The sequence below is a fragment of the Pseudomonas aestuarii genome, from assembly GCF_027988105.1.
In the GTDB taxonomy this organism is placed as follows: domain Bacteria; phylum Pseudomonadota; class Gammaproteobacteria; order Pseudomonadales; family Pseudomonadaceae; genus Aquipseudomonas; species Aquipseudomonas aestuarii.
On the sequence record NZ_JAQJZJ010000012.1, the window covers coordinates 145,590 to 169,422 of the forward strand.

A 23,833-nucleotide genomic window follows, 5' to 3' on the forward strand; every position below is an offset into this window, starting at 1 on the left:
CCTGCTAACCCCGACCCCTGGTGCGGGTCAGGTGAGGGCGGCCGTTCTTCTCCAGGTACTGGATGACCAGGGCGGCGACGTCCTTGCCGGTGGTGGTCTCGATGCCTTCCAGCCCCGGCGAGGAATTCACCTCCATCACCAGCGGGCCGTGGTTGGAGCGCAGGATGTCCACCCCGGCGACGCTGAGACCCATGATATTGGCGGCGCGAACGGCGGTCATGCGTTCTTCCGGGGTGATCTTGATCAGGCTGGCCGAACCGCCGCGGTGCAGGTTGGAGCGGAACTCGCCGGGCTTGGCCTGGCGCTTGATCGCGGCAATCACCTTGTCGCCGATCACGAAGCAGCGGATATCCGCGCCGCCCGCTTCCTTGATGTATTCCTGCACCATGATGTTGGCCTTGAGGCCCATGAACGCCTCGATCACCGACTCGGCAGCCTGCTGGGTTTCGCACATGACCACGCCGATGCCCTGGGTGCCCTCCAGCAACTTGATCACCAAGGGCGCGCCATTGACCATGTGGATCAGGTCGGGGATGTCGTCGGGGGAGTGGGCAAAGCCGGTGACCGGCAGGCCGATACCTTTGCGTGAGAGCAGTTGCAGCGAGCGCAGCTTGTCGCGTGAGCGGCTGATCGCCACCGACTCGTTGAGCGGGAACACCCCCATCATCTCGAACTGGCGCAGCACCGCGCAGCCGTAGAAGGTCACCGAGGCGCCGATCCGTGGGATCACCGCATCGAAACCCTCCAGGGCTTTGCCGCGGTAGTGGATCTGTGGTTTGTGGCTGGCAATGTTCATGTAGGCGCGCAGGGTGTCGATCACCACCATTTCATGGCCACGCTGCTCCCCGGCTTCGATCAGGCGACGAGTGGAATACAGGCGCGGATTGCGCGATAGCACAGCGATTTTCATGGGGCACCAGAGATGTCGAGGAGCACAGGTTTGTCTTGAACATAGGTCAGGGCCGGGTTGACCACCAGTTGGCCGGTGACCAGCGCCTTGGAGCCTAGCAGTACGCGGTAACGCATGGTCTTGCGGCAGGTCAGGGTGAACTCCACCGGCCACATGCGATCGCCCAGGGTCATGTCGGTGCGGATCACATAGCGGCTCTGCACATGGCCGGTGGAACTCTTGATGTTCTTTACCGTGACCAGTGGCGCCTCGCAGCGATGGCGGCGCTGGACCAGGGTGCCGAGGTGCGCGGTGAAACGCACCCAGTCCTCGCCATCACGCTGGAATGGCTGGATATCACTGGCATGCAGGCAGGACGTGCTGGCGCCTGTGTCGATTTTGGCGCGCAGGCCGATCATCCCCAGCTCCGGCAGGTTGATCCATTCGCGCAGGCCGATCACGCTGAGGTGGTCAAAGGTTTTCACGGTAGGCGAGTTCCCTCAGGCGGGTTGCCCTATAGTTCCAGGCATTCTAGTGGTGCGCCGGTACAACTGCATCAGGCAAAATCGCCGGAGCGCGAGTGTTTTTGATTCGAGAGTGCGATGAGCGATAAAGACGACGACAAGGTACGCCTGGACAAATGGCTGTGGGCCGCACGCTTCTTCAAGACCCGGGCCCTGGCCAAGGCGGCGATCGAGGGCGGCAAGGTGCATTGCCGTGGCGAGCGTTGCAAGCCGGGCAAGGAGCCGCGGGTCGGTGACGAACTGCTGATCCGCATCGGTTTCGACGAGCGAACCGTGGTCGTTCAGGCCTTGTCCGGGGTGCGCCGTGGCGCCCCCGAGGCCCAGGCGCTGTACAGCGAAACGGCCGAGAGCATTGTCCGGCGCGAACAGGCCGCCGCGCAGCGCAAGGCCGGCGCCCTGGGCATGCAGACCGACGGCCGGCCGAGCAAGAAGCAGCGCCGGCAGATCCACCGGTTTCGTGACGGCCAGGATTGAGCCCCAGGCCTGCCAAGGGCCGTATCCCAGCTAGTCTGTAAACATCGTCATTGGCGTTGCGGAGGCAAGCATGGGGCTGTCGCGAATCAGGCGTCGTCTGTTGTTGGCTGGGCTTGGTGGCGGCGCCTTGCTGCTGGCCAGTCCCGGCGTCTTCGCCGAGCTGCTGTTGACGCCGGCGCAGACGCCGGGGCCCTTCTATCCCGATCAACTGCCGCTGGATCAGGACAATGACCTGCTGATTGTCGGCGACCAGCCGACGCGCGCCCAGGGTGTCGTCGTGCAGTTGTACGGGCAGATTCTCGATGCCCGCGGCAATCCACTGAAGGCTGCGCTGGTGGAGATCTGGCAGGTCGATGCCAATGGTATCTACCTGCACAGCCGTGACGGTGACCGGGCCAAACGTGACCCGAACTTCCAGGGCTATGGTCGCTTCGAGACTGCCAGCGATGGCCGCTACCGCTTCCGCACCCTGCGTCCGGTGCCCTACCCAGGGCGCGCCCCACATATCCATTTCGCCGTGACCCTGCCCGGCCAGCCGCGCTTCACCACCCAGTGCTACATCCGCGGCGAGCGGCTGAACCAGGCTGATGCGGTGCTCAATGCGATCCGTGATCCGCGCCTGCGCGAGCGCCTGATCGTGCCCTTCGTCCCGGTGGCCGGTGCGCGTGCGGGGCAGCAGATAGCGCAATTCGACATCGTCCTCAACGTGACCCCGGCGTCCTGAGGCGTCACAGCGGCCAGACCACTAGCAGCAGCGGCACGCTGACCAGCACCACCAGAATCTCCATGGGCAAGCCCAGGCGCCAGTAGTCGCCGAAGCGGAAGCCGCCGGGGCTGAGGATCAGGGTGTTGTTCTGGTGGCCGATAGGGGTGAGGAACGAGCAGGAGGCGCCAATTGCCACGGCCATCAGCAGCGAATCGGGATTGACCCCCAGCTGGCTGGCCGCGCTCAGGGCGATCTGGCACATCACCGCGGCCGTGGCGGCATTGTTCATGAAATCCGAGAGGGTCATGCTCACCACCAAGAGCAGGGTCAGCACGATCACCGGATTGCCCTGGGCAACATGCTCCATCAGCAACTGCGCGAGCAGGTCGGCCGCGCCAGTGCTGGACATGGCGCCGGCCACTGGAATCAAGGCGCCGAGTAGTACGATCACCGGCCAGTCAATGGATTCGTATACCGCGCGTAGGGGCACCACGCGCATCACCATGAACACCAGCACCCCGGCGGCGAAGGCCACGGCGGCCGAGAGCAGGCCAAAGCCGGCGGCCAACACGGCCAGCAGCATAACTCCCAGGGCCAGGCCGGCCTGGCCAGGGTTGGGGATGCTGATGGCGCGGGCGGCCAGCGGCACGCAAGCATAGTCGCCAGCAAACTCGCTGATATCGCCGGGTGCGCCCTGCATCAGCAGGACATCACCGCGTTCGATCAGGGTCGAGCGCAAGCGCTTGATCGAACGATGACTGGCGCGCGAGATGGCCAGCAGATTGAGGCTGTAACGGCTACGCAGGCGGGTGCTGCTGGCCGAACGACCGATCAGTTGGGAGTCGGGTCGCACCAGTAGTTCCTGTAGAACGTCGGCATCGCCCCTGGCTTCCTTTTTCTCGCTATTGCCGTCCTCGTCATCATGCTTGGCTGCTCCGCGGGCGGCTGCCTTGCTGTCTTCCTTGGCTTGTTTGTTTTTTTTGGCTTCCTCGTGCTCGGCTTCCAGTTGCAGGCCCAGCTTGCCCAGTACGCCGCCGAGCGCCTCGGGTTCGGCCTCGATCACCAGGACGTCATCGGCCTGCAGGATCCGTCGTGGGTTGGGCGCGGACAGCCGCAACTCGTTGCGCACCATGCCGATTACCTGGGCATCCGCCTCATCGAGCAACAGCTCGACTTCCCTCAGGGTCTTGCCCGCCGACTTGGCGCCTGGCTTGACCCGCGCCTCGGTGAGGTAGGTGCCGGTATCGAAGCTGGCCGCGCTGCTGACCTCGCGCCTGGGTACCAGGCGCCAGCCGAGCAGGGCGATAAACAGCACGCCGGTGAGGGCCACCGCGATGCCCACGGGACTGAAATCGAACATGCTGAAGGGCCCGGCGCCGCTCTGCGCGCGGAAGCTGGAGACGATCAGGTTGGGTGGCGTACCGATCAGCGTGGTCATCCCGCCGAGAATGGTGCCGAAGGCCAGCGGCATCAGCACGCGACCGGGAGGCAGCTCCTGCTTTCTGGCGATCTGCAAGGCAATCGGCATCAGCAGGGCGAGGGCACCGACATTGTTCATAAAGGCCGAAAGCAGCGCGCCGAGCCCGGTCAGTGCGGCAATCGAGAACACGGGGCCGGCATTGCTGGGCAGCACGCGCTGAGCCAGTGCGTCCACCGCGCCGGTAATCTGCAAGCCGTAGCTCAGCACCAGCACGCAGGCGACGGTGATCACCGCCGGATGGCCGAAGCCGCTGAATGCCTGCGCGTCCGGGATCAGACCCACCATGACGCAGGCCAGCAAGGAGCCGAGGGCGATCACATCGTGGCGCCAGCGACCCCAGACAAACATGCCGATAGTGGCGGCGAGGATGGCGAAGATCAAACCTTGGTCTTGGGTCACGCGGCAAGCGCTCCTTGTGCAATTGGGCCGGGATAGCGACGCGGCTGACCGCCGTGTCGAGAGCTTTGTAGCAGAGCAGGCGGCCTGGCGTCAGTTCAATTAGCGGCTGCTCGCCAGTTTGGCCTGCCGGGCCACTCGTCTGTGGCGGGGATGTGCATACCTTCGCCCGGCGCTTCGTCGAGCTGCTGGCTGAATAGGGCCGCGCATAGGCGTGGCCTCTCGCTTGACTTCTGAACCAGTCAGTCCTAAATTCGCCAAATGACTCGCGGACGCCCTAAATCATTCGACCCTGACACCGTGCTGGAACAGGCCATGCAGGTCTTCTGGCAGCACGGCTACGAGGCCACCTCGCTGCAGTATTTGCTGGCGGCGACTGGCCTGTCGAAGAGCAGCCTGTACCAGGCCTACAGCAACAAGCAGGCCTTGTTCGAGGCCGCGTTCTGCCATTACGCCGAGCAGCGCAGCCGCGAGATGCGCGCCCGTTTGCTGCAGGCGCCCTCGCCGCTGGAGTTCCTGCGCGGCTGGCTGCTCAGCGTGCTGGACGATGTCGGCCCTGACGGTAACCCGCGCGGCTGCATGCTGGTGAATGTGGCCAACGAGTTTTCCCAGGCCGATCCGGCCGTGGCCGAGCTGCTGCAACGTGGCGTCGAGCGCATGCAGCGAGTCCTGCGCGAAGCCTTGCAGCGCGCCCAGGCCTGCGGCGAGCTGAATGCGGCGGCCGACGTCGACGCCTTGGCCAGCTACCTGCACTGCGTGATGAGCGGCTTGCGTACCCAGGTCAAGGGTGGGGCGGCGAAGCCGGCGATCGAGGCGGTGGTCGAGCTCAGCATGAGCACGCTGCGCTAAATTTTTTTGCTTATATTTGGACCGATCGGTCTTTTAGTCAGGAGAGCGACATGCGTGAACTTTACGAGCTGTGCGGCGGCGACCCGGAGCTGGTGTTTTCCCCTTACTGCTGGCGGGTACGCCTGGCGTTGCTGCACAAGGGGCTGAGCTTCGACAGCCAGCCAATCCGCTTCAGCGACAAGGCCAAGCTGGCCTTCTCCGGTCAGCCGCTGGTGCCGGTGTTACGCGATGGCGAGGCGGTGGTCAGCGATAGCCTGGCGATCTTCCGCTATCTGGACCAGCGCTACCCGGCCAAGCCGCTGCTGGGCGATGCCCTGAGCAGCGCGCGCCTTGAGCTGATCGACCAGTTGACCCGGCACATTCTGCCGACGGGCCTGCTCAAGGGTTTGGTCCTGCAGATTCATGCGGCCATCGACCCGGCCGATCGCGACTATTTTCGCGAGAGCCGCGAGCACAAGTTGGGCGTGTCGCTGGAGCAGTTCGCCGACCCGGTCGCCGGCCAAGCCCTGTTGCAGCAGGCCCTGCGGCCGCTGGACGCGGTGCTGGCGACGCAAGCTTATCTGGACGGTGCCGAGCCGGCTGCCAGCGATTACCTGGTGGCGGGTTTCTTCTTCTGGGCCTGGAGCCTGGGCGAGCAGCCCTGGCCGGGCGAGTCACCGGTTGGGCTGTGGTTCCAGCGCCTGCTCGGTCAATACGAAGCGCAACTCGGCCCGGTCAAGCGGGCGGCATAGGAGCAGCAAGATGATCGATCTCTACTACTGGACGACCCCCAACGGCCACAAGGTCTCGATTTTTCTCGAGGAGACGGGCCTCGACTACCGCGTGCGCCCGGTGCATATCGGCAAGGGCGAACAGTTCCAGCCGGATTTCCTCAAGATTGCCCCAAACAATCGCATCCCGGCGATAGTCGACCAGGCGCCGGCCGATGGTGGCGAACCCTTGGCCCTGTTCGAGTCCGGGGCGATCCTCGAATACCTGGCCGAGAAAAGCGGGCGCTTCCTGCCGCAGGATCTGCGCGCGCGCTTCCAGGTCCGGCAATGGCTGCACTGGCAGATGGGGGGCGTCGGGCCGATGGCCGGGCAGAACCACCACTTCAGCCTGTACGCGCCAGAGAAAATCCCCTACGCCATCGAGCGCTACGTCAAGGAAACCGCGCGCCTGTACGGGGTGCTGGACCGGCAGTTGGCCGGGCGCGAGTACGTGGCGGGGGATTATTCGATTGCCGACATGGCGATCTACCCCTGGGCCAAACTATGGGAGCGCCAGCAGCAGAAGCTCGAGGACTTCCCGCAGATGGCGCTCTGGCTGGCGCGCATGGCGGCGCGTCCGGCGGTGCAGCGCGCCTATGCCCTGGTCGAGCAGGTCAATAACGATCCGCAGGCACTCATGAGTGCCGAGGCCCGCCAGCTGCTGTTCGGCCAGCCCGCCTGAAGCCACCCGACATCGATGATATTTACCGCGGACCCGCGTGGGTAGCAGCGCGCTGAGCCAGGTTCACGGCGGCTCAGCGCGGCGCTTCAGACGTACTGCGCCGCCGCATAGCCCGAGGCCCAGGCCCACTGGAAGTTGAAGCCGCCGAGGTGGCCGCTGACATCCAGCACCTCGCCGATGAAATACAGCCCCGGCGACTTCAGCGACTCCATGGTCTTCGACGACACCTCGCGGGTATCCACGCCGCCCAGGGTCACCTCGGCGGTGCGGTAGCCCTCGGTGCCGGCCGGCACCAGCTGCCAGTCGGCCAGCTTGTCGGCAATCGTCTTGAGCTCGCCGGGGGTGTATTGCTTCATCGGCTTGCTGGCGAACCAGTGGTCGGCCAGCAGGCCGGCCATCTTCTTGGTGAACAGTTCGGCGAGCAGGGTCTTCAGCTCGCTGTTCGGTCGTTCCTGCTGCTGCGCGGCCAGCCACTCGGGCAGGTCGATATGCGGCAGCAGGTCGATGTGCACGGTGTCACCCGGCTGCCAGAACGAGGAAATCTGCAGGATCGCCGGGCCGCTGAGGCCGCGGTGGGTGAACAGGATGTTCTCGCGAAAGCTCTGGCCGTTGCAGCTGACCAGGCAATCTTCCACCGAGGTGCCGGACAGCTCGGTGCACAGGGTCTTCAACTGCGGATCGGTAATGGTGAACGGCACCAGCCCGGCGCGGGTCGCCAGCACGCTGTGGCCGAACTGCCGTGCCACCTGATAGCCGAAGCCGCTGGCGCCGAGGGTCGGGATCGACAGGCCGCCGCTGGCGATCACCAGCGACTCGCAGCTGACCAGGCCGGCGCTGGTCTGCAACTGGTAGCCGGCCTCCAGCTTGGCAATCTCGCTGACCGAGGTGTCCAGGCGCAGCTCGACCCCGGCTTGGGTGCACTCGTCGAGGAGCATGCCGAGGATGTCGCTGGCCTTGTGGTCGCAGAACAGCTGGCCGAGCTTCTTCTCGTGGTAGGCCACGCCATGCTTGCCCACCAGGCCGATGAAGTCCCACTGGGTATAGCGCGCCAGGGCCGACTTGCAGAAGTGCGGATTCTCCGAGAGGAAGTTGTCCGGCTCGCAGTACAGGTTGGTGAAATTGCAGCGCCCGCCGCCAGACATCAGGATCTTCTTGCCGGCCTTGTTCGCATGGTCGAGCAGCAGCACCCGGCGCCCGCGCCCGGCAGCGCTCAATGCACACATAAGGCCGGCGGCACCGGCACCAATAATCACAACTTGAGTAACCTGCACAGCCACGTCCCCACAACAGCCCAGGCGCCGCGAGCGCGGCGCCAAACAGCGCGCATCTTAACCGAAGCCGCTAGACCGGGGAGGGCCGGGTGCCGGGCGGCTAGGCTGCGGTCGACGCGCAAGAGCCGTCACGGGCCTTGCCGCTACCCGGTCGAATTCATAAAAAGCGGCGTTTCAATTGCCAATGAGTCTGGCCCCGGTCCGGTTCGGCCGCCAACAAGCTGACTACGCTTCTATGCAGGGGAAATTCAACGCGGCATGCCCAGCTCGTGTCGCGCCAAGCCTAAGAGGTGCATATGAAAGCTCTAGCGTGCGTGGGTGCAGGATTGTTGTCGATTACGCTCAGCGCGGCGGCCGAGACGCCAGCTTCGCCCTATATCGTGATCTTCGCGGCCGAGGCCATTGCGGCTGCACCAGGGCCACAGTGGCCCGGCAGCGGCGACCATGGCCGACCCGAAGTGCGCGCCGCCGCCGAGCGCTTGGCCAGTCTGCATGGTTTCAGCCTGGGCTATGTCTACAGCCATGCCGTCGAGGGTTTCTCGGCGCATCTCAATGGCAGGCAACTGGCGGCGCTGAGCGCCGATCTGCAGGTTGCCTATATCGAGGCGGATCTGCCCATGTCGGTCATGGGTGCGCCGGCGCAGGTGCCTGGCGCGCGGGCCAGGCCTGAACGCGGCGGCGGTGGGTCCACTGCGCCGGCAGCGCAAGCGCTGCCCTGGGGGATCGATCGAGTCGAGGCGGATCTCAGCAGTACCCGGGCGGGCGATGGCAGTGGCAGTGTGACGGGTGTGCACGCCTACATCATCGACACCGGAATCGACACCAGCCACGCGGACTTGTATGTCGTGGACCATGTGAACTTTGCCGGCGGGCCCAACAAGGACTGTCACGGGCATGGCACTCACGTGGCCGGTACCGTTGGCGCGATCGACAACGCCCAGGATGTGGTGGGCATGGCACCGGAAATCGAGCTGGTGGGCGTCAAGGTGCTCGGCTGCGGCGGCACGGGCAGTACCTCCGGGGTGATCGCCGGCGTGGACTGGGTGACGGCCAATGCCGTGCTGCCGGCCGTGGCCAATATGAGCCTGGGCGGCGGGGCCAGTACGGCACTGGATACCGCGGTGCTGAACTCGGCGGCGGCGGGAATTTTCTATGCGGTGGCGGCGGGCAATGACGGCGGCGACGCCTGTCTGGGATCGCCGGCACGGGCGGGCGAGGGCAGCAATGGAGTGATGACGACGGCGGCCATCGGCAGTACCGGGCAGGAGGCGTCCTTCAGCAACTACGGCAACTGCGTGGACATCTGGGCGCCGGGCGTCGGCGTGCTCTCGACCCAAAAAGGCGGCGGCACCACCACCTACAGCGGCACCTCGATGGCGTCGCCGCATACGGCGGGAGCCGGCGCGCTCTATCTCAGCACGGCTGGCAGCGGCCTTGCCCTGGATGCGGCCGCAGTGGAAGCGGCGCTTTACGACCAGACACTGTCGCTGGAGACTCTGAGCAAGGATGAGCGGCCGATAGAGCTGTTGCAGGTGGACCGCTTCTAATCGCCTGGCGCCTGCCCGGGCGCGGCGGGACGGGCGCCGGGCTGCTCGCCGAGCAGACGCTGGTACACCTGCAGGTCGCTGGCCGAGAAGCAGCAGAAGATCACCTCGTCCAAGCCGGTGAACTCCTCGAGCGCCGCCCGCACCGTGCTTATCGCGACCTGCGCCGCGAGTTCGAACGGGTAACCGTAGACGCCGGTACTGATGCTCGGGAACGCCAGGCTGCGGATGCCCTGGGCGGCGGCCAGTTGCAGCGAATGTCGATAACAGGCGGCTAGCAGCGCCGGTTCGCCGCAGTTGCCGCCATGCCAGACCGGGCCGACCGTGTGGATGACGTATTTGGCGGGCAGGCGATAACCCTGGGTCAGCTTGGCCTCGCCGGTCGTGCAGCCGCCCAGCCGGCGACATTCCTCCAGCAACTGCGGCCCGGCGGCGCGATGAATCGCCCCATCGACCCCGCCACCGCCGAGCAGCGAAGCCTTCGCCGCGTTGACGATGGCCTGCACCGGCAACTGGGTGATATCGCCCTGCAGGGCGCGGACTGTGGTGGGCATGCTGGGCCTCCGGGATTGCGGGTGGTTCGAATACGGCGGGTCGCTATCGCTGCAATCAGCTCAAGCCGTACCGCCCCTATGAGTCTAGCTGTTGCCCTAAGCGCATCGACGCGAGCCGCTTCTGGTCGACGCGCCTGGCCTCCATGCATGCCTGCCCGAGCCGCACGGCGGTCTGGATGGAACAGGGCGGCCGCGCATAAATGGCCGGAACGGTTTTGTCGCCTCGCCTTTGCGGTTAAGGCCGCGCGAAGTCGGGGATGCGGAAGCGCTTGCGATAGGCGCTCGGGGCCAGGCTGGTGGTGCGCTTGAACAGGCGCCGGAAGAAGGCTGCATCTTCGTAGCCGACCCGCCAGCTGATCTCGTCGATCGTCGCGTCGGTGCGTTCGAGCTGGCGCTTGGCATCTTCGATACGCAGGCGCTGGATGTAGGCGAGCGGGGTGAGGCCGGTCGCGCTGGTGAAGTGGCGCTTGAAGGTGCGCTCGGCCAGCTTCGAGCGCTTGATCATCTCTTCCACCGGGTTGGCCACCGAGAAATGCTCGCTCAACCACTGCTGCGCGCTCTGGATCTCGCCGTCGCCGTGGTCGGCCTTACCCTCGAAGACGATGTAGGGCATGAGGCCGTCCTGGTGCCATTGCAGGGCGAACAGGCGCGCGATCTCCTGGGCGCTGGTCGGGCCGGCAAAGCGCGCAATGAGGTAGAGCACCAGATCGTGCCAGCTGGTCGATGCGCCCGAACTGACCAGATCCTCGCGCAACCCGGCGATCACCAGCACCCGCTCCGGATGAATCGCAACGGTCGGATAGTTGGCCGCGAACGCCCGTGCATAGCTGAAGTGCACCGTCGCATCCTTGCCATCGAACAGTCCGGTCTCGGCCAGCAGGAAGATCCCCGAGCAGGCCGAGCAGAGAATGGCGCCGCGCTCGTGCATGTTGTGCAGCCACTCGACCAGGCGCGGATAGCGGCCTTGCTCCCAGCCTTGCGGGCGCAGCAGCACCGACGGGACGATCACGATGTCGCTGGTCGCAATGCTGTCGATTGCACGTTGCACGCAGATCGGCACGCCGCTAGCCAGTTCCAGGGGGCCCACGGCTTCGCCGACGATCTCGACCTGAAACGCTGCCGGCACAGTGACCCCCATCAGCGCGGCCCCGTTTATCACATCGAAGATGCCGGCCAGGCTGGACACCGCGGCGTCGGGCAGCGCCACCAGGCTGACGTGGTAGGGGCTCGAGCCGCAATGACTGGCTGGACGGGTCATGGTGCGTGGTCCTCTCGGTGCGGGGCGCTACTCAGCGGTTGGGAAAATATCGAGCGCCGTCGCGAGATCGTCTCCAGGTGTGCGCAGCAGGCGAGCGTTGTTGCACACGCTCGCTGTGGCACGAACGAACCGATTCCAGGCGATTGTGGCTCTTCAGCAGGGCGGGGCCCGCGGCGATCATGGAGGTGACCTTTGAGTCATTCGACAGTGCAACAAAGGAGCGCAATACCATGAACGCACCAGTAATCGATCAAACCAAGTTGGAGTCTTTTGTCATGCGTGCCGTAGGCGATCTGTCTGCCGCCTACGGCGGCGTAATGGTCAGCTTAGGCAGCAAGCTCGGGCTGTACAAAGCCATGGCAGGCGCCGGTCCGATCAGCGCCCGGCAACTGGCTGCCCGCACGGACTGCGCCGAGCGCTACGTGCGCGAGTGGCTGAACGCACAAGCCGCTGGTAGCTACGTGGACTACCACGCTGGCAGCGATACCTACGAGCTTGCGCCCGAGCACGCGCTGGTGCTGGCCGACGAGGAGAGCCCGGTGTACTTGCCCCCCGCCTGGCAGGTGCCAGCATCGATGTGGTTCGACGAGGAGAAGACCCTCGAAGCCTTTCGCACCGGCAAGGGTGTGGCCTGGGGCGAGCACGACGGGCGCCTGCAATGCGGCTCGGCGGCCTTCTACCGCAACGGCTATCGGGCCAGCCTGGTGCCGGAGTGGCTGCCCGCGCTCGACGGCGTCGTCGAGCGGCTCGAGGCCGGCATTGCGGTCGCCGACGTGGGCTGCGGCCACGGCCACTCAACCGTGCTGATGGCGCAGGCGTTCCCGCAGTCGCGCTTCCATGGTTTTGATGTTCATGCACCCTCCATCGACGAGGCGTGGCAAAACGCGGCTGCTACCGGCGTCGCCGAGCGCGTGAGCTTCGACGTGGCCCGGGCGGTGGACTACCCGGACCAACAGTACGGACTGATCTGCTTCTTCGACTGCCTGCATGACCTGGGCGACCCGGTCGCCGCGGCTCGCCATGCCGCCCGGGTGCTGGCGCCCGGCGGCACGGTGATGCTGGTCGAGCCGTTCGCCCAGGACCGGGTCGAGCACAATATTTCGCCAGTCGCGCGGATCTACTATGCGGCGTCCAGCACGATCTGTTGCGCGCATGCGATCTCGGAAGGCGGCAATCTGGTCCTCGGTGCCCAGGCCGGCGAGGCACGTCTGGCCGAAGTGTTCCGCAATGCGGGCTTCAGCCACTTCCGGCGCGCGGCCGAGACGCCCTTCAACCTGATCTTCGAAGCGCGTCGCTGACCACCTCGGCGGGGGCCGGGCAGCCCGGTCCCCGCTTAATCTACATTGTTCAACGGCGTGCTGAGGCCGCCGTCGTGGGGCTGGTGGTTAGGCGCAGGGCGCGCGCAAGCGCTCGCTGATACCGCTGGCGCTGGTGGCTGCGGTCAAGGGCTGATCCCATAACAGTTCGGCCGGGGCGCCATCGAGGTACCAGAGCCGGTTGGCCAGGTCGTCGGCGTCCCGGGCGTCGTGGGTGACGCAGATCATCGCCATGCGCGGGTGCGCGTCCAGCAGCCGGGTGATCAGGCGGCGCAGTTCGGCGGCGCGATCGGGGTCCAGCGAGGCGAAGGGCTCATCGAGCAACAGCAGGTCCGGCTTGATCGCCAGGCTGCGGGCCAGCGCGGCGCGGCGGGCCATGCCCAGCGACAGCTGATCCGGCAGCGCCTCGGCGGCGTCGGCCAGGCCGACCTGGGTCAGCAGCCGCTCGATCTCGGCATTGCTCGCGCCGACCATGGCCAGGTTCTGGCGCACGCTGCGCCAGGGCAGCAGGCGGTGTTCCTGAAACAGGTAGCCGATCCGCAGCGTGCGGCTGCGCTGGATCATCCGTCCGCCCAGGCGCCGATCCAGCCCGGCGATGCCATTGAGCAGGGTGGTCTTGCCGATCCCGGAAGGCCCCAGCAGGCAGATGCGATCGCCCGCGGCGACCCGGGCGGTGATGGCGCCCAGCACCGGATGGCCGCTGGCCTGGCCGTCGATCTGCAGCTCAAGCATGCTGCGCTCCCGCTTCACGCCAGCGCGAGGCCCGCCGTTCCAGGGGTTGTAGCAGCGCCAGCTCGATCAACTGGACCACCGCGATGAAGGCCAGGCTGTAGGCCAGGATGCTCGCCACATCGAACACCTGAAAGGCCATGTGCAGCTGAAAGCCGATGCCGTCGGAGCGCCCGAGCAGCTCGACCACCAGCACGATCTTCCAGATCAACGCCAGGCCGCCGCGGGTCGCGGCCATCAGGTAGGGGAACAGTTGCGGCAGCCAGACATCCGCCAGGCGCTGCCAGCGGCTGAAGGCGTAGACCTCGGCCATCTGCTCCAGCCGGGGGTCGAGGCTGCGCGCGCCCTCGCGCAGGGTCACCGCGACATTCGGCACCTTGTTGATCACCACCGCGAGGATGGCGGCCACCTCGACCAGGCCGAACCAGACATACAGCAGGATGATGGTGACCAGCGCCGGCAGATTGAGAAACAGCACCAGCAGCGGATCGAACAGCGCATTGGCCAGCGGCGAGCGGCCCATCCACACACCCAGCAGCGCGCCGAGCAGCATCGCCAGGACAAAGCTGATGAGCACTCGGCGCAGGGTCACGCCCAGGTGCTGCTGCAGGTCGCCGCTCTGCAGCGCCTGCCACAGTGCACCGAGTACGGCGCTCGGGCTGGGCAGCAGCGGCGTCTTGAGTAGCGCGGCGATCAAGGCCCACAGCGCCACGGCCAGCGGCAGCATGATCCAGTAGGCCCAGCGTGGCGGTTTCATCGCTCGGCTCGAAAGAACAAGGTTTCCGGCATCAGCTGCGCCGGCTTGGCCCCGGTCAGGCTCAGCAGGCGGCGCAGGTCGGCGATGCGCCCGGCATCCAGCGGTTCGGGGGTGCCCTCGACGAAGCCGGCCCGCAGCGCGGCAAACACCGCGTCGTCCTCGGCGCGCATCAAGGGCCTGATGGCGTCCCAATATGCCGGGGTCTCGGCCAGCTCGGTTTTGCCCTGGCGCAGCGCCCGTTCGAACTGCTCGAGCAACGCCCGGTGTTGGGCGGCCCAGGTCTGCGGGAAGACGTAGCCGAGCACCGGCAGGTCGGGGTTCAGGCCCAGCGCCTGCAGCAGGTCCGCCAGGGCAAAGGCGCTACGGCTGCCGCCCCCGGCGCGCAGTCGCGCGGCAAAGTGCCAATAGGTCACCAGCGCATCCACCTGACCCCGGCGCAGGGCCTGGCTGAGCAGCGGCGGCGCGGCGAATTGCACCTCGGCAGCGCGGGCCAGATCGATACCCTGCTGGCGGGCTACTTGTTGCAGCAACAGCCAGCCGAGACTCACAGGCCCGCCGGCCACGCCGATGCGCTTGCCCGTGAGATCGGCCACCTGCTCGATGGCGCTGTCGCTGGCGACCACCACCTCGCCGATCTGCGCCGAAAACGGCAGATACAGGTAGGGCGTGCCGGCGGCATAACGCGACTGCGCCCAGAGCAGATCGCCCACGGCACCATCGACGCTGCCACTGGCCACCGCCAGGCGCGACGCCGGCAAATCGGCCACCAACCTGACCTTGAGCTCAAAGCCCTGGGCCCGATCCAGCTGGCGGCGCTGCAGATGCTCCAACTCCCAGTGCGCGGTGCCGAACTGCAGCACGCTCAGGGTCAGCACCGGCAGCGGGGGATTGCCCGTCTCGGACGACTGGGCAAGCGCGCTCGAGCCACCGAACAACGCCAGCAACCACAGCGCCGCAGTCGCGACACGCGCAGCAGACAGGGCGCGGACAACCGGCAGGGCGAGGAACAGCAATAAACGCATCATCGCTTCAGGGTACGAAGCCCGGCGCCCGGCACGAATACTACTTTGGTGTTTGTTGTTTGCTGCGATGGTCGGGGGCATGGAATTATCCAGCGCTTAGCCTCGCAGCGGCGCTTCAGCGGCAACGCCCAGTAGCGGCCGGGTATATGCATGCAACCGCGCGGACGACAGCGGTGGGGAAAGCGTTACTCACTACTTGTGGGGTGAGTCCATATACATTTGTTAGGCTCGTGTAGATGGCGCATGAGGTTGGCTTTACTCGTTTAAGCTCTCATCTATCTGATATGGCCCAAGGACTTTTTCAATATTTGGCCAGACCATATAGGCGGTCCAGTTTTCGGAGTCGCTTGTACAGTATACGAGATATTCGCCTCTATCCATTGAGCTTGCACGGTACTTAAAGTGTCCGCAGCTCCCAACTTCCGCCTTGGTCAACGCCCTTGTCATTTCGAAATTGAATTCATACTCCCATGGGCCAGGATATCGCTCTGCAACGGTTTCGGCTTGAGCAGTAATTGGAAAAATAAAAGCACTCATGATTAATTGTGCGTACTTTGAATATTTCACGTGGTATCTACTCCTTGAATTGCCTAACGATTAAGCTAAGGGGCCGGCTTTAGCCGGTCCCAGTGAGCGAAGCGAACCATTTGTTATACGTGCGCTAGGACTACATGCCGTAATACTTTGAGCTAAATCCAATGCACAAAGGAGCTTCATCGTACTGACACGAAACGCTGACCTTAAGTTTTCTTCTATGATCGTAGTAAGTATGGCAGTGCGTTTGCTTACGAGCTAGCTCAAGTTCGGATAGACCTATGCTCAAAGCTCCCAAAACTACTTCTGAGTCAAATTCTTGATTTTGATAATGCGGTGCAGTTCGCTTTAGCTTAACTTCAACATAGCTAATAAAATTGCCCTCTGCCTCAAGTAGCATGCGGCACTCATTGTTTTCAACAATAATGTTTCCCACTTCGTTTGCTTTTACATCCACCTCCTTCTCGGCCTTATCAATAGACATACCCATGTATTGAAATGGTCGATGAAAAGGTTTTGACAGCATTGGCAAGTTTTTGGCGAGCGCTTTGTCTGTGGCTGTTCCGAGGGTGTTATGAGATTTTTCAGATCGCATCACGCTTCTATTAAATACGACGCCGATGCTATTTATTAGGGTCTTGAAAGATTCTTCATATAGATTTTCGTTCTGGAAGTCAGCGTAGAGCTTTCCGATCAAAAAACCTGGCGGCTCGCATTCTTTTAGCATAATTGGCAGCACTCTTATGGGGCGGCCATTTATTTGGTAATTCATGGCAACATCAAGCTCGTTGACGACCCATGGAGCCTCGACTGAGTTTGGCGATAGCGTTACAGCAAAGTAATCAACGCTGTCAATCCCTTCTCTTATTTTTTGGATTAAAGAGTCGCCAATTTTCATCTCGGCTTCGTCAAGCCAGTACCGAACACCATGAGCATCTAGATCAGCTGCTAGTTTTCTAACAAATGCCTTGTCTTTGTGGTTATGGCTTAAGAAGACGCTGACGGTCATCGATTTCAACTCCATATGTATAACGATTAAGCTAAGGGGCGGGCTTTAGCCCGTCCCAGTGAGCGAAGCGAGCGATTTGAGCGCATTGTTATACCTTACATGCCGCTTAGGATAATTTTTATTGGTTTTTTGTTCGGCTGCTCAAGACCGATAGTCATTGAGGTGGAGCGAATATCAAAAATGCTAGGTATTTCCTCGCCTACGAATGTTACGGAAACCTCGCTACTCTGGAATGCGCAAGGAAACACAACCATGATTTTTCTTGATATGGCTCCAGCACTTATTGTTAGGGACTGAGTAACAAGGCCGTTATTGTAAACTGTATATTTCCCATTGGCATTTTCGCCAGCTTCATTTGTTGTGCATATTTTGGCTAGAAAATTTACTTCCTGTTCTAGGCTTCCTAATGTTAAGGCTTTAATTTTCTCTAAATTTTCCTTTATTGCATTTATGCTTTTACTTGGTTCTAGTTTTGTAATTTCAGATTCTGTTTGTTCAATTAGGACGCTTGCTTCGGCTTTCTTCTTGCCGATTTCTTTCAGCTTCAAATGTATCTCTGTATCCTTGTGTTTTAGTAGTAGCTCTTGGATTTTCCCTTTGAGTGCGCAAATAACAATTATTGCCGTGGCCGGCCATGCAACTACATCAATTAGCGATATTAATTCCTTTAAGTACTCTAGCGGCATGGCATTTATCCATTCTAGGTATAACAGTGATTAGACGGAATTCTGCATTACTGAATAACGCAGAATTCTAGATAAGTCCGCACGCAAGCTAACGACCTCTACCGTAATAGCTCTACAGATCAAGGTATTACCTGCAACGTCAGTCAGCCGCGGGTATTCGCGTGAGCGCGTGTTTTCAGGCAGCCGATACGCTGTGGAAAAGCGCTGCCTGGCCAGCTTGCCGCTGGTGTGCGGCGCGGATGCTGAGCATTGATGAGCTGGGGCGATATGCCGGGGCGCCGGGGTGGCAAGCCTGGGGCATTCGGTTGAGGTGCAATGCATACCAAACTCCCTTTGGTAACGGCGGGTGCGCAGGATGGCACCGGGCCAGCTAAAGTGGTTCGACCTTATAGTATTTGTCGTCTGAGCAGCAATCCGTCTTTTGTCTGCCTCTGTCGAAGCCGGTCTGCCGCTTGATGGCTGTCGGCGGCTCCACCGGGGGGATCCGTGGGCGGGTTAACAGGCGGTTAAAAACCTGGGCGAGGTAGGCAAGGCAAGGCAAATGGTCGAAAGCGCAGTTCACTTACTGTAATCGGCATTTTCAGGCCGTTTTTAACGCAGCATTGCCAACGCGGGTAGTTTATAAATGGCCTGTTGCGGTTATCTCGCAACCCGCAGGGTGCTTGCGTACGGCTATAACCAATATGGCTGGCAGACCCGCTGGAATCATGGGAACTGACCAATCTGAAATCTTTGCCTTGTGGACAGCCCGTGATGAATGGACTGCGTGCGTTGTGCTTGTCGTTTTTGCTGGTACCGCTGGGCGTATGGGCGCAGACCCTGCGGCTGGTGGCCGACCCCTGGCCGCCGTTCAATGACCAGACCCTGCTGAATAATGGTGTGGCCTCCGATCTGGTGAGCAGCGCGCTGGGTCGTGCCGGTTATGCCACGACCTATGGGCAGGCGCCCTGGGAGCGGGCGGTGCGCGGTTTGCAGCGCAGCGACTACGATGTGCTGATCAACGCCTGGTATACCGAGGAGCGCGCCGGCTTCGGTTATTTCTCCCAGCCCTACCTGATCAACCGCATCCGCTTGCTGCGGCGCAAGGGCAGCGCCATCCGCTTCGAGCAATTGTCCGATCTGTATAGCCAGCGTATCGCGGTGGTGCGTGGCTATGCCTATTCCGCCGCGTTCAACAGCGACCCGCGGCTGTACAAGGTGGGTGTCGGCAGTTTTGTCAGTGCCGCGCGCATGGTGCAGGCCAAGCGGGTCGAGCTGACTCTGGAGGACGAGATAGTCGCGCGCTATCACCTCGGCCGCGAGCTGAGCGAGATCCGTGATGAACTGGAGTTCGTGGCGCAGCCGTTGAGCGAGAACGGCCTGCATATCCTGATCCGCCGCAGTCACCCTCAGCATCAGGCGATCGCCGAGGCGTTCGACCGGGCCATTGTCGCCATGCATGCCGATGGCAGCTATGCGGCGATTCTGCAGCGGCACGGGCTTTGATCGAGGATCTGCCTCCTTCCAGACCGAGGGTGGCGGGTTGCACCCGCCCTACGCCTGCGCATTGATCGGGCGACAGGTCTTGGCGAGCTAGAGCGTCAGGGTCAGGCGCCGCAGCAGGGCGCCGGGCAGCAGGGTCGAGCCGTTGTGGCGCTGGTAATAGGTGCTGGTGGACAGGCTCAGCTCGCGTTCGCGGGTCAGGGCTTCGAGCTGGCTGCCGAGCAGGTCGTAGAGGCTGTCGTCGAAGCGCATGCTGGCGAGTGGCGCCTGCAGCTTGCCGTCCTCGACCCAGAAGGTGGCGAAGCGGGTCATGCCGGTCAGGCGCCCGGCCGGGCGGTCGGAGTAGTTGAGGTACCAGAGGTTGCCGATGTACAGGCCGGTGCCGAGGCGGGCGAGGATCTGGTCCTGTTCCAGGCTGCCGGCGGCCATGGCCAGCGCCTGCGGGCTTTCCCAGGGGCTGGCGCCGTTGGCCGGCAGGCCGTATTCGGCGGCGCTGCGTGAGCTGACCAGTTGCTCGCCGGGCTGACCGGCCTGGATCAAATTCAGGTCGCGGCGCGGGTAGCCTTCGCTGGAAAACGCCGGGGTCAGGGAATCGCTGACCTGCTCATGCAGGTTCAGCAGCGGGCTGAGGCTGGCGGCGCCGGCATGCAGGCGTTGCAGCGGGCTGTCCTTGTCGGCCAGGGCCTGGGCGGAAAAGCCGCCCCAACTCATCAGTTCGAGAATTTCCTGCAGGGCGGCGGGCGCCAGGTAGGCGCGGTAGCTGCCGGGCGCCAGGGTGCGCACCGGCTGGCCCAGATAGCTCAGTTGCTCGCGCGCCTGCTGCATGCGCCGGGCGAAGACCTCGGCCTGCCAGGTCTGGCCGGCGTATTGCGCCTTGAGCGCCTGGCCGTTGGCGTGGAACAGGCTCCAGTCGAAGTTGAAGCTGCTCGCCTGGTGCCAGCCGAAGGCGCCGCTGGAATTGGCGAAGCCGCGGCTGATCGGGCCGGCGGCGTAGAAGCCGACCAGATCCAGGCCCTGTGCGGCCTGGCCGATCTGCTCGACCACGGCGGCGCTGTCCGGCAGCGCTTCGAGTTGCAGCACATGGCTGTGCCAGGCCTCGCGATTGAGCTGCAGGTAAGGGTCGAGCGGCAGCAGCGGCAGGGTCTGGCGCAGGTGCTGGAGGGCGTCGGCCAGGCGCTGACGATCGTCCGGCGCCGTGCCGCTGAGGGTGACCTGCAGCTCGGCATGGCGGCCGTCGTGGATCAGCTGCAGGGTCAGACTGGCCTGCTGCACATGGCCGGCCTGGCGCACCTTGCCCTGGTTGAAACGGATGAATTCGGAGGATTCGGCGCTGTAGCCGAGGCTGAATTCTTCGCCTGGGTTCAGTGCGCCACGCAGCCATTCGCTCAGCGCGGAAAATTGCTTCAGGTTGTCCATCAGGCGGCTCCGCCGAATACGTCGGCCTGGCTGAATACGCAGGCCGGTGTGGCGTGGCCGACCCGCACCACCTGGTTGGGTTCGCCCTTGCCGCAGTGCGCGGTGCCGAGCACCTCGCGGGTGCTGGCGTCGCCGACGGCCGCGAGCGAGCCCCAGAACTGGCTGGAGATGCCACGGTAATTGGGGTTCTTGACCACGCCGCGCAACTGGCCGTGCTCGATCAGCTGGCCCCATTCGCAGCCGAACTGGAACTTGTTGCGCGCGTCGTCGATCGACCAGGAACGGTTGCTGGCCATCAGGATGCCGTGTTCGATGCCGCCGATCAGTTGTTCCAGGCTGTGGTTGCCCGGTTCGATATTGAGGTTGGCCATGCGGTCGATCGGCGGCCGGTTCCAGTTGCAGGCGCGGCTGTTGGCCACGCCCGCCAGGCCGCAGCGCCACTGCGACAGGGCGCCACCGAGGGGGCGCAGCAGCAGGCCGTCACGGATCAGGTACTCGCGGCGCGCCGGGCTGCCGTCGTCGTCATGGGCGTAGCTGGCCAGCTCCTCGGGGATCTGCGGGTCGAAGGTCACGTTGAGCAGGCTGGAGCCGTATTGCAGCTGGCCGAAGTCACCGGTCTTGACGAAGCTGGTGCCGGCGAAGTTGCGCTCGTCGCCGAGGATGCGGTCCAGCTCCAGCGGGTGGCCGATGGATTCGTGCAGTTGCAGGATCATCTGATCCGGCATCAGCAGCAGGTCACGCGGGCCGCTCGGCGCGTTGGCCGCGAGCAGCAGTTGCAGGGCCTGGTCGGCGACCTGCGGCGCGGCGCCGATCAGGCCCAGGCGCTCGATCACCTCGGCGCCGCCCTGCTGGCCGAGGTGGGCGCCGCCGAGGTTGCGGGTCTGGCTGTCCTGGCCGTCATAGGCGGTGACGCTGAGGTGTGGGTAGACGAAACGCTGGGCCTGGTGCAACTCGGCGCCGCTGTTGTTGAGGTAGAGCTGCTCGACTTGGGTCAGGTCGAGGCCGACCCGCCAATTGACCAGGCGCGAATCGTTGGGCACGGCGGCGGACTCGGCGGCGAGCAGCTGGTAGCACTCGGCGAGCGAGGGGAAGGCCTGCTCCAGGCCGGGCGAGCGGTACTCGCCGCGTTCGCTGGAGGGCGCCAGGGCGCGCTGGTCGAGCAAGGCCTGCGGGGCAATCCGCCGGGCCAGCGCCGTGGCCCGCTCCAGCGCGGCCTGCAGGCCCTCACGCGACAGGTCGCTGGTCGCGGCGTAGGCCTCGACCCCGGCCAGCCGCACACTGAGCATCGCCCCTTGATCGCGGCTGAAGCGCGGCGGTTCGGCCACCTGCTTGCGCATCGCCAGCTGCTGGTGGTCTTCGCGCACATAGCGCAGCGACCAGTATTCGGCGTCGCTGCGCAGGGCGGCGAAGTGCTGCTTGAGTGTGGCGAAGGCCTCGAACATAGGGCGGCTCCTGTGCTGTGGCGCCCGCGCTAAGCGGCGCTAGCAGGCCGTTGAAAAGCGTAGGCGAGGCAGTCGAGGCTAGGCAAAAACAGGCGAAGAAACGACTGGGGTCGCATTCGACTTTACGTGTTGTAAATGAGCTTTTTGATCGGACTCGCGCACGAGCCTGTTTTTAACGACGCATCGGCAACGTAGGTAGTTTTTCAACAGCCTGCTGGAGGATGCCGGCGACAACCGACTGCAAGCGCCATGATTGCCCAGGGATGGGGTTTGCGACAAGCGGGTGGGCGGGTTTCTGGATCAGGCAGCAAGGGCAGAAGCATCGCCCCGGCTCGGGCCGCCTCCAGGTGCGCGGGCAGCGCCAGGCTGTTGTGGGAGGCGCGCCCCGCGGCGAATGCAGACCGCAGGGCTGCTCTCAAGGCCCAAGGTGTCGCCACGGCGCGCCGTGGCGAGTGCCTTACAGCGAGCGCACGCGCAGGGTGCGGCCCTTGATCTTGCCTTCGCTCAGGCGTTTCAGGGCCTGCTGGGCCATGCTGCGCTCGACCGCGACATAGGCCTGGAAGTCGAAGATGGCGATCTTGCCGACCTGGCTGCCGGGGATGCCGGCATCGCCGGTGAGGGCGCCGAGGATGTCGCCGGGGCGGACCTTGTCCTTGCGGCCGCCGCTGATGCACAGGGTAATCATCGGCGGTTGCAGGGGCTCGCCGGCCTTGGTCTTGAGGCTGCTGAGCGGGTGCCAGTTGAGCGGGCTCTTCTGCAGGGTCTCGATGGCCTGGGCGCGATGGCCTTCGGCGGGTGCGACCAGGCTCATGGCCATGCCTTTCTCGCCCGCACGGCCGGTGCGGCCGACGCGGTGGATGTGGATTTCCGAATCGCGCGCCAGTTCGACGTTGATCACCATGTCCAGGGCGTCGATGTCGAGGCCGCGGGCGGCCACATCGGTGGCCACCAGCACCGACAGGCTGCGGTTGGCGAACATCGCCAGCACCTGGTCGCGGTCGCGCTGTTCCAGGTCGCCATTGAGGGCCGCGGCGGAAATGCCGTTGGCGCTCAGGTGGTCGACCACTTCCTGGCACTGCTGCTTGGTGAAGCAGAAGGCCACGCAGGACTCGGGGCGGAAGCTGGCGAGCAGCTTGACCACCGCGTCCATACGCTCTTCGGGGGCAATCTCGTAGAAGCGCTGTTCGATCTGCGCGTCGTCGTGCATGGCCTCGGCCTTGACCTGCTGCGGGTTGCGCATGAAGGCGGCGGACAACTGCTTGATGCTCGACGGGTAGGTGGCGGAGAACAGCAGGGTCTGCCGCTTGCTCGGGGTCTGGCCGATGATGTCGGCGATGCTGTCGTAGAAACCCATGTCGAGCATGCGGTCGGCTTCGTCGAGCACCAGGGTGTTGAGGCCGTCGAGCTTCAGCGTGCCCTTGGCCAGGTGTTGCTGGATGCGGCCCGGGGTGCCGACGATGATCTGCGCGCCATGCTCCAGCGAGCCGATCTGCGGGCCGAAGGGCACGCCGCCACACAGGGTCAGGACCTTGATGTTGTCGGCGCCACGGGCCAGCCGGCGGATTTCCTTGGCCACCTGGTCGGCCAGTTCGCGGGTCGGGCACATGACCAGCGCCTGGCAGCCGAAGTAGCGCGGATTCAGCGGGTTGAGCAGGCCGACGCCGAAGGCCGCGGTCTTGCCACTGCCGGTCTTGGCCTGGGCGATCAGGTCCATGCCCTTGAGCATCACCGGCAGGCTCTGCGCTTGAATCGGGGTCATCTCGGTGTAACCGAGCGACTCGAGGTTCGCCAGCATGGCGGCGGACAGCGGCAGTGAGGAGAATGCGGTGTTGGTCACGGTTCAGGCCTGAAAATCGAAATGACGCGCAGTGTAGCAGGCGGCGACGCTGGCGTTACTGCCAGTGCGACCGGGGGCAGCATCGCGCCAGCCGGCCGTGGCGGTCTTGGCGCCGACCAATATCCTCGAGCAATCCGCAATTTGTCGGCTGCCACTCGCCGCAGGCAGTGCCCCGTCGATCACCGGTACGCCACACATTTGGCGGGCTGTCGCTGCGCTCCGAGGCC

24 protein-coding genes are annotated in these 23,833 nt (G+C 64.1%); 8 read left to right on the top strand and 16 right to left on the bottom strand.

Annotation, left to right across the window (positions count from 1 at the left end; genetic code table 11):
• Positions 1-4: 4 nt before the first annotated feature.
• Positions 5-910: a 30S ribosomal protein S6--L-glutamate ligase gene (gene rimK, locus PH586_RS21310; RefSeq protein ID WP_271349806.1), complete on the bottom strand. Its 906-nt coding sequence runs from the start codon at positions 908-910 to the stop codon at positions 5-7.
• Positions 907-1,374, bottom strand: a complete 468-nt coding sequence (gene rimB, locus PH586_RS21315) for a retropepsin-like aspartic endopeptidase RimB (RefSeq protein WP_456300314.1) — start codon at positions 1,372-1,374, stop codon at positions 907-909. The genes rimK and rimB overlap by 4 nt, the downstream gene beginning before the upstream one ends.
• Positions 1,375-1,491: 117 nt before the next feature.
• Here rimB and PH586_RS21320 point away from each other — a divergent pair, with 117 nt between their 5' ends.
• Both PH586_RS21320 and PH586_RS21325 read left to right on the top strand, forming a co-directional pair.
• Complete coding sequence (locus tag PH586_RS21320) at positions 1,492-1,887, top strand: RNA-binding S4 domain-containing protein (protein ID WP_271349807.1); 396 nt, start codon at positions 1,492-1,494, stop codon at positions 1,885-1,887.
• 70 nt (positions 1,888-1,957) lie between these two features.
• Positions 1,958-2,611, top strand: coding sequence for a protocatechuate 3,4-dioxygenase (locus PH586_RS21325; RefSeq protein WP_271349808.1), 654 nt, complete (start codon positions 1,958-1,960; stop codon positions 2,609-2,611).
• 4 nt (positions 2,612-2,615) lie between these two features.
• Here PH586_RS21325 and PH586_RS21330 read toward each other — a convergent pair whose 3' ends face one another.
• On the bottom strand, positions 2,616-4,472 hold the full coding sequence (locus PH586_RS21330; protein ID WP_271349809.1) for an SLC13 family permease: 1,857 nt from the start codon (positions 4,470-4,472) through the stop codon (positions 2,616-2,618).
• Between the two features lie 312 nt (positions 4,473-4,784).
• On the opposite strand from PH586_RS21330, the gene PH586_RS21335 reads away from it, so the two are divergent.
• The 3 genes from PH586_RS21335 to PH586_RS21345 are packed head-to-tail and all read left to right on the top strand — an operon-like array spanning position 4,785 to position 6,749.
• A complete protein-coding gene (locus tag PH586_RS21335; RefSeq protein WP_271349810.1) occupies positions 4,785-5,318 on the top strand; it encodes a TetR/AcrR family transcriptional regulator in 534 nt (177 codons plus the stop codon).
• A 50-nt stretch (positions 5,319-5,368) separates the two neighbouring features.
• On the top strand, positions 5,369-6,049 hold the full coding sequence (locus tag PH586_RS21340) for a glutathione S-transferase N-terminal domain-containing protein (protein ID WP_271349811.1): 681 nt from the start codon (positions 5,369-5,371) through the stop codon (positions 6,047-6,049).
• A gap of 10 nt (positions 6,050-6,059) precedes the next feature.
• Positions 6,060-6,749: a glutathione S-transferase N-terminal domain-containing protein gene (locus PH586_RS21345; protein WP_271349812.1), complete on the top strand. Its 690-nt coding sequence runs from the start codon at positions 6,060-6,062 to the stop codon at positions 6,747-6,749.
• A gap of 86 nt (positions 6,750-6,835) precedes the next feature.
• Here the strand turns inward: PH586_RS21345 and PH586_RS21350 are convergent, their stop codons facing one another.
• Positions 6,836-8,020, bottom strand: coding sequence for a BaiN/RdsA family NAD(P)/FAD-dependent oxidoreductase (locus PH586_RS21350; RefSeq protein WP_271349813.1), 1,185 nt, complete (start codon positions 8,018-8,020; stop codon positions 6,836-6,838).
• A 296-nt stretch (positions 8,021-8,316) separates the two neighbouring features.
• Here PH586_RS21350 and PH586_RS21355 point away from each other — a divergent pair, with 296 nt between their 5' ends.
• A complete protein-coding gene (locus tag PH586_RS21355; RefSeq protein WP_271349814.1) occupies positions 8,317-9,567 on the top strand; it encodes a S8 family peptidase in 1,251 nt (416 codons plus the stop codon).
• Here the strand turns inward: PH586_RS21355 and PH586_RS21360 are convergent.
• Both PH586_RS21360 and PH586_RS21365 read right to left on the bottom strand, forming a co-directional pair.
• Entirely contained in the window at positions 9,564-10,118 is a 555-nt protein-coding gene (locus PH586_RS21360) for an O-acetyl-ADP-ribose deacetylase (RefSeq protein ID WP_271349815.1), read from the bottom strand. The two genes, PH586_RS21355 and PH586_RS21360, sit on opposite strands and share 4 nt — an antisense overlap.
• Before the next feature lie 235 nt (positions 10,119-10,353).
• Positions 10,354-11,376 carry a GlxA family transcriptional regulator gene (locus PH586_RS21365; RefSeq protein WP_271349816.1) on the bottom strand — a complete coding sequence of 341 codons (1,023 nt, stop codon included), beginning with the start codon at positions 11,374-11,376 and terminating at the stop codon, positions 10,354-10,356.
• A 245-nt stretch (positions 11,377-11,621) separates the two neighbouring features.
• Between PH586_RS21365 and PH586_RS21370 the strand changes: the two genes are divergently transcribed.
• Entirely contained in the window at positions 11,622-12,674 is a 1,053-nt protein-coding gene (locus tag PH586_RS21370; protein WP_271349836.1) for a class I SAM-dependent methyltransferase, read from the top strand.
• A gap of 87 nt (positions 12,675-12,761) precedes the next feature.
• Here the strand turns inward: PH586_RS21370 and PH586_RS21375 are convergent, their stop codons facing one another.
• From PH586_RS21375 to PH586_RS21400, 6 genes are all read right to left on the bottom strand, one after another.
• Positions 12,762-13,424 (bottom strand): ATP-binding cassette domain-containing protein, encoded by a 663-nt coding sequence (locus PH586_RS21375; protein WP_271349817.1) that lies wholly within the window; start codon positions 13,422-13,424, stop codon positions 12,762-12,764.
• On the bottom strand, positions 13,417-14,178 hold the full coding sequence (locus PH586_RS21380; RefSeq protein ID WP_271349818.1) for an ABC transporter permease: 762 nt from the start codon (positions 14,176-14,178) through the stop codon (positions 13,417-13,419). The genes PH586_RS21375 and PH586_RS21380 overlap by 8 nt, the downstream gene beginning before the upstream one ends.
• Positions 14,175-15,203 carry an ABC transporter substrate-binding protein gene (locus PH586_RS21385; protein WP_408637020.1) on the bottom strand — a complete coding sequence of 343 codons (1,029 nt, stop codon included), beginning with the start codon at positions 15,201-15,203 and terminating at the stop codon, positions 14,175-14,177. The genes PH586_RS21380 and PH586_RS21385 overlap by 4 nt, the downstream gene beginning before the upstream one ends.
• A 252-nt stretch (positions 15,204-15,455) precedes the next feature.
• Complete coding sequence (locus tag PH586_RS21390) at positions 15,456-15,767, bottom strand: hypothetical protein (protein WP_271349820.1); 312 nt, start codon at positions 15,765-15,767, stop codon at positions 15,456-15,458.
• A gap of 100 nt (positions 15,768-15,867) precedes the next feature.
• On the bottom strand, positions 15,868-16,743 hold the full coding sequence (locus PH586_RS21395) for a toll/interleukin-1 receptor domain-containing protein (protein ID WP_271349821.1): 876 nt from the start codon (positions 16,741-16,743) through the stop codon (positions 15,868-15,870).
• A gap of 95 nt (positions 16,744-16,838) precedes the next feature.
• The gene (locus PH586_RS21400; RefSeq protein ID WP_271349822.1) at positions 16,839-17,429 is read right to left on the bottom strand and encodes a hypothetical protein; all 591 of its coding nucleotides are present in this window, start codon (positions 17,427-17,429) and stop codon (positions 16,839-16,841) included.
• A 753-nt stretch (positions 17,430-18,182) separates the two neighbouring features.
• On the opposite strand from PH586_RS21400, the gene PH586_RS21405 reads away from it, so the two are divergent.
• A complete protein-coding gene (locus PH586_RS21405) occupies positions 18,183-18,914 on the top strand; it encodes a substrate-binding periplasmic protein (protein ID WP_271349823.1) in 732 nt (243 codons plus the stop codon).
• An 87-nt stretch (positions 18,915-19,001) separates the two neighbouring features.
• Here the strand turns inward: PH586_RS21405 and PH586_RS21410 are convergent, their stop codons facing one another.
• The 4 genes from PH586_RS21410 to PH586_RS21425 all read right to left on the bottom strand — a co-directional run.
• Positions 19,002-20,327: a TldD/PmbA family protein gene (locus PH586_RS21410; protein WP_271349824.1), complete on the bottom strand. Its 1,326-nt coding sequence runs from the start codon at positions 20,325-20,327 to the stop codon at positions 19,002-19,004.
• Positions 20,327-21,769 (bottom strand): TldD/PmbA family protein, encoded by a 1,443-nt coding sequence (locus PH586_RS21415; protein WP_271349825.1) that lies wholly within the window; start codon positions 21,767-21,769, stop codon positions 20,327-20,329. The genes PH586_RS21410 and PH586_RS21415 overlap by 1 nt, the downstream gene beginning before the upstream one ends.
• Before the next feature lie 457 nt (positions 21,770-22,226).
• The gene (gene dbpA, locus PH586_RS21420; protein ID WP_271349827.1) at positions 22,227-23,606 is read right to left on the bottom strand and encodes an ATP-dependent RNA helicase DbpA; all 1,380 of its coding nucleotides are present in this window, start codon (positions 23,604-23,606) and stop codon (positions 22,227-22,229) included.
• Between the two features lie 3 nt (positions 23,607-23,609).
• Positions 23,610-23,833, bottom strand: a 224-nt coding sequence (locus tag PH586_RS21425; RefSeq protein WP_271349828.1) for a hypothetical protein, incomplete at its 5' end; no start/stop codon positions are given.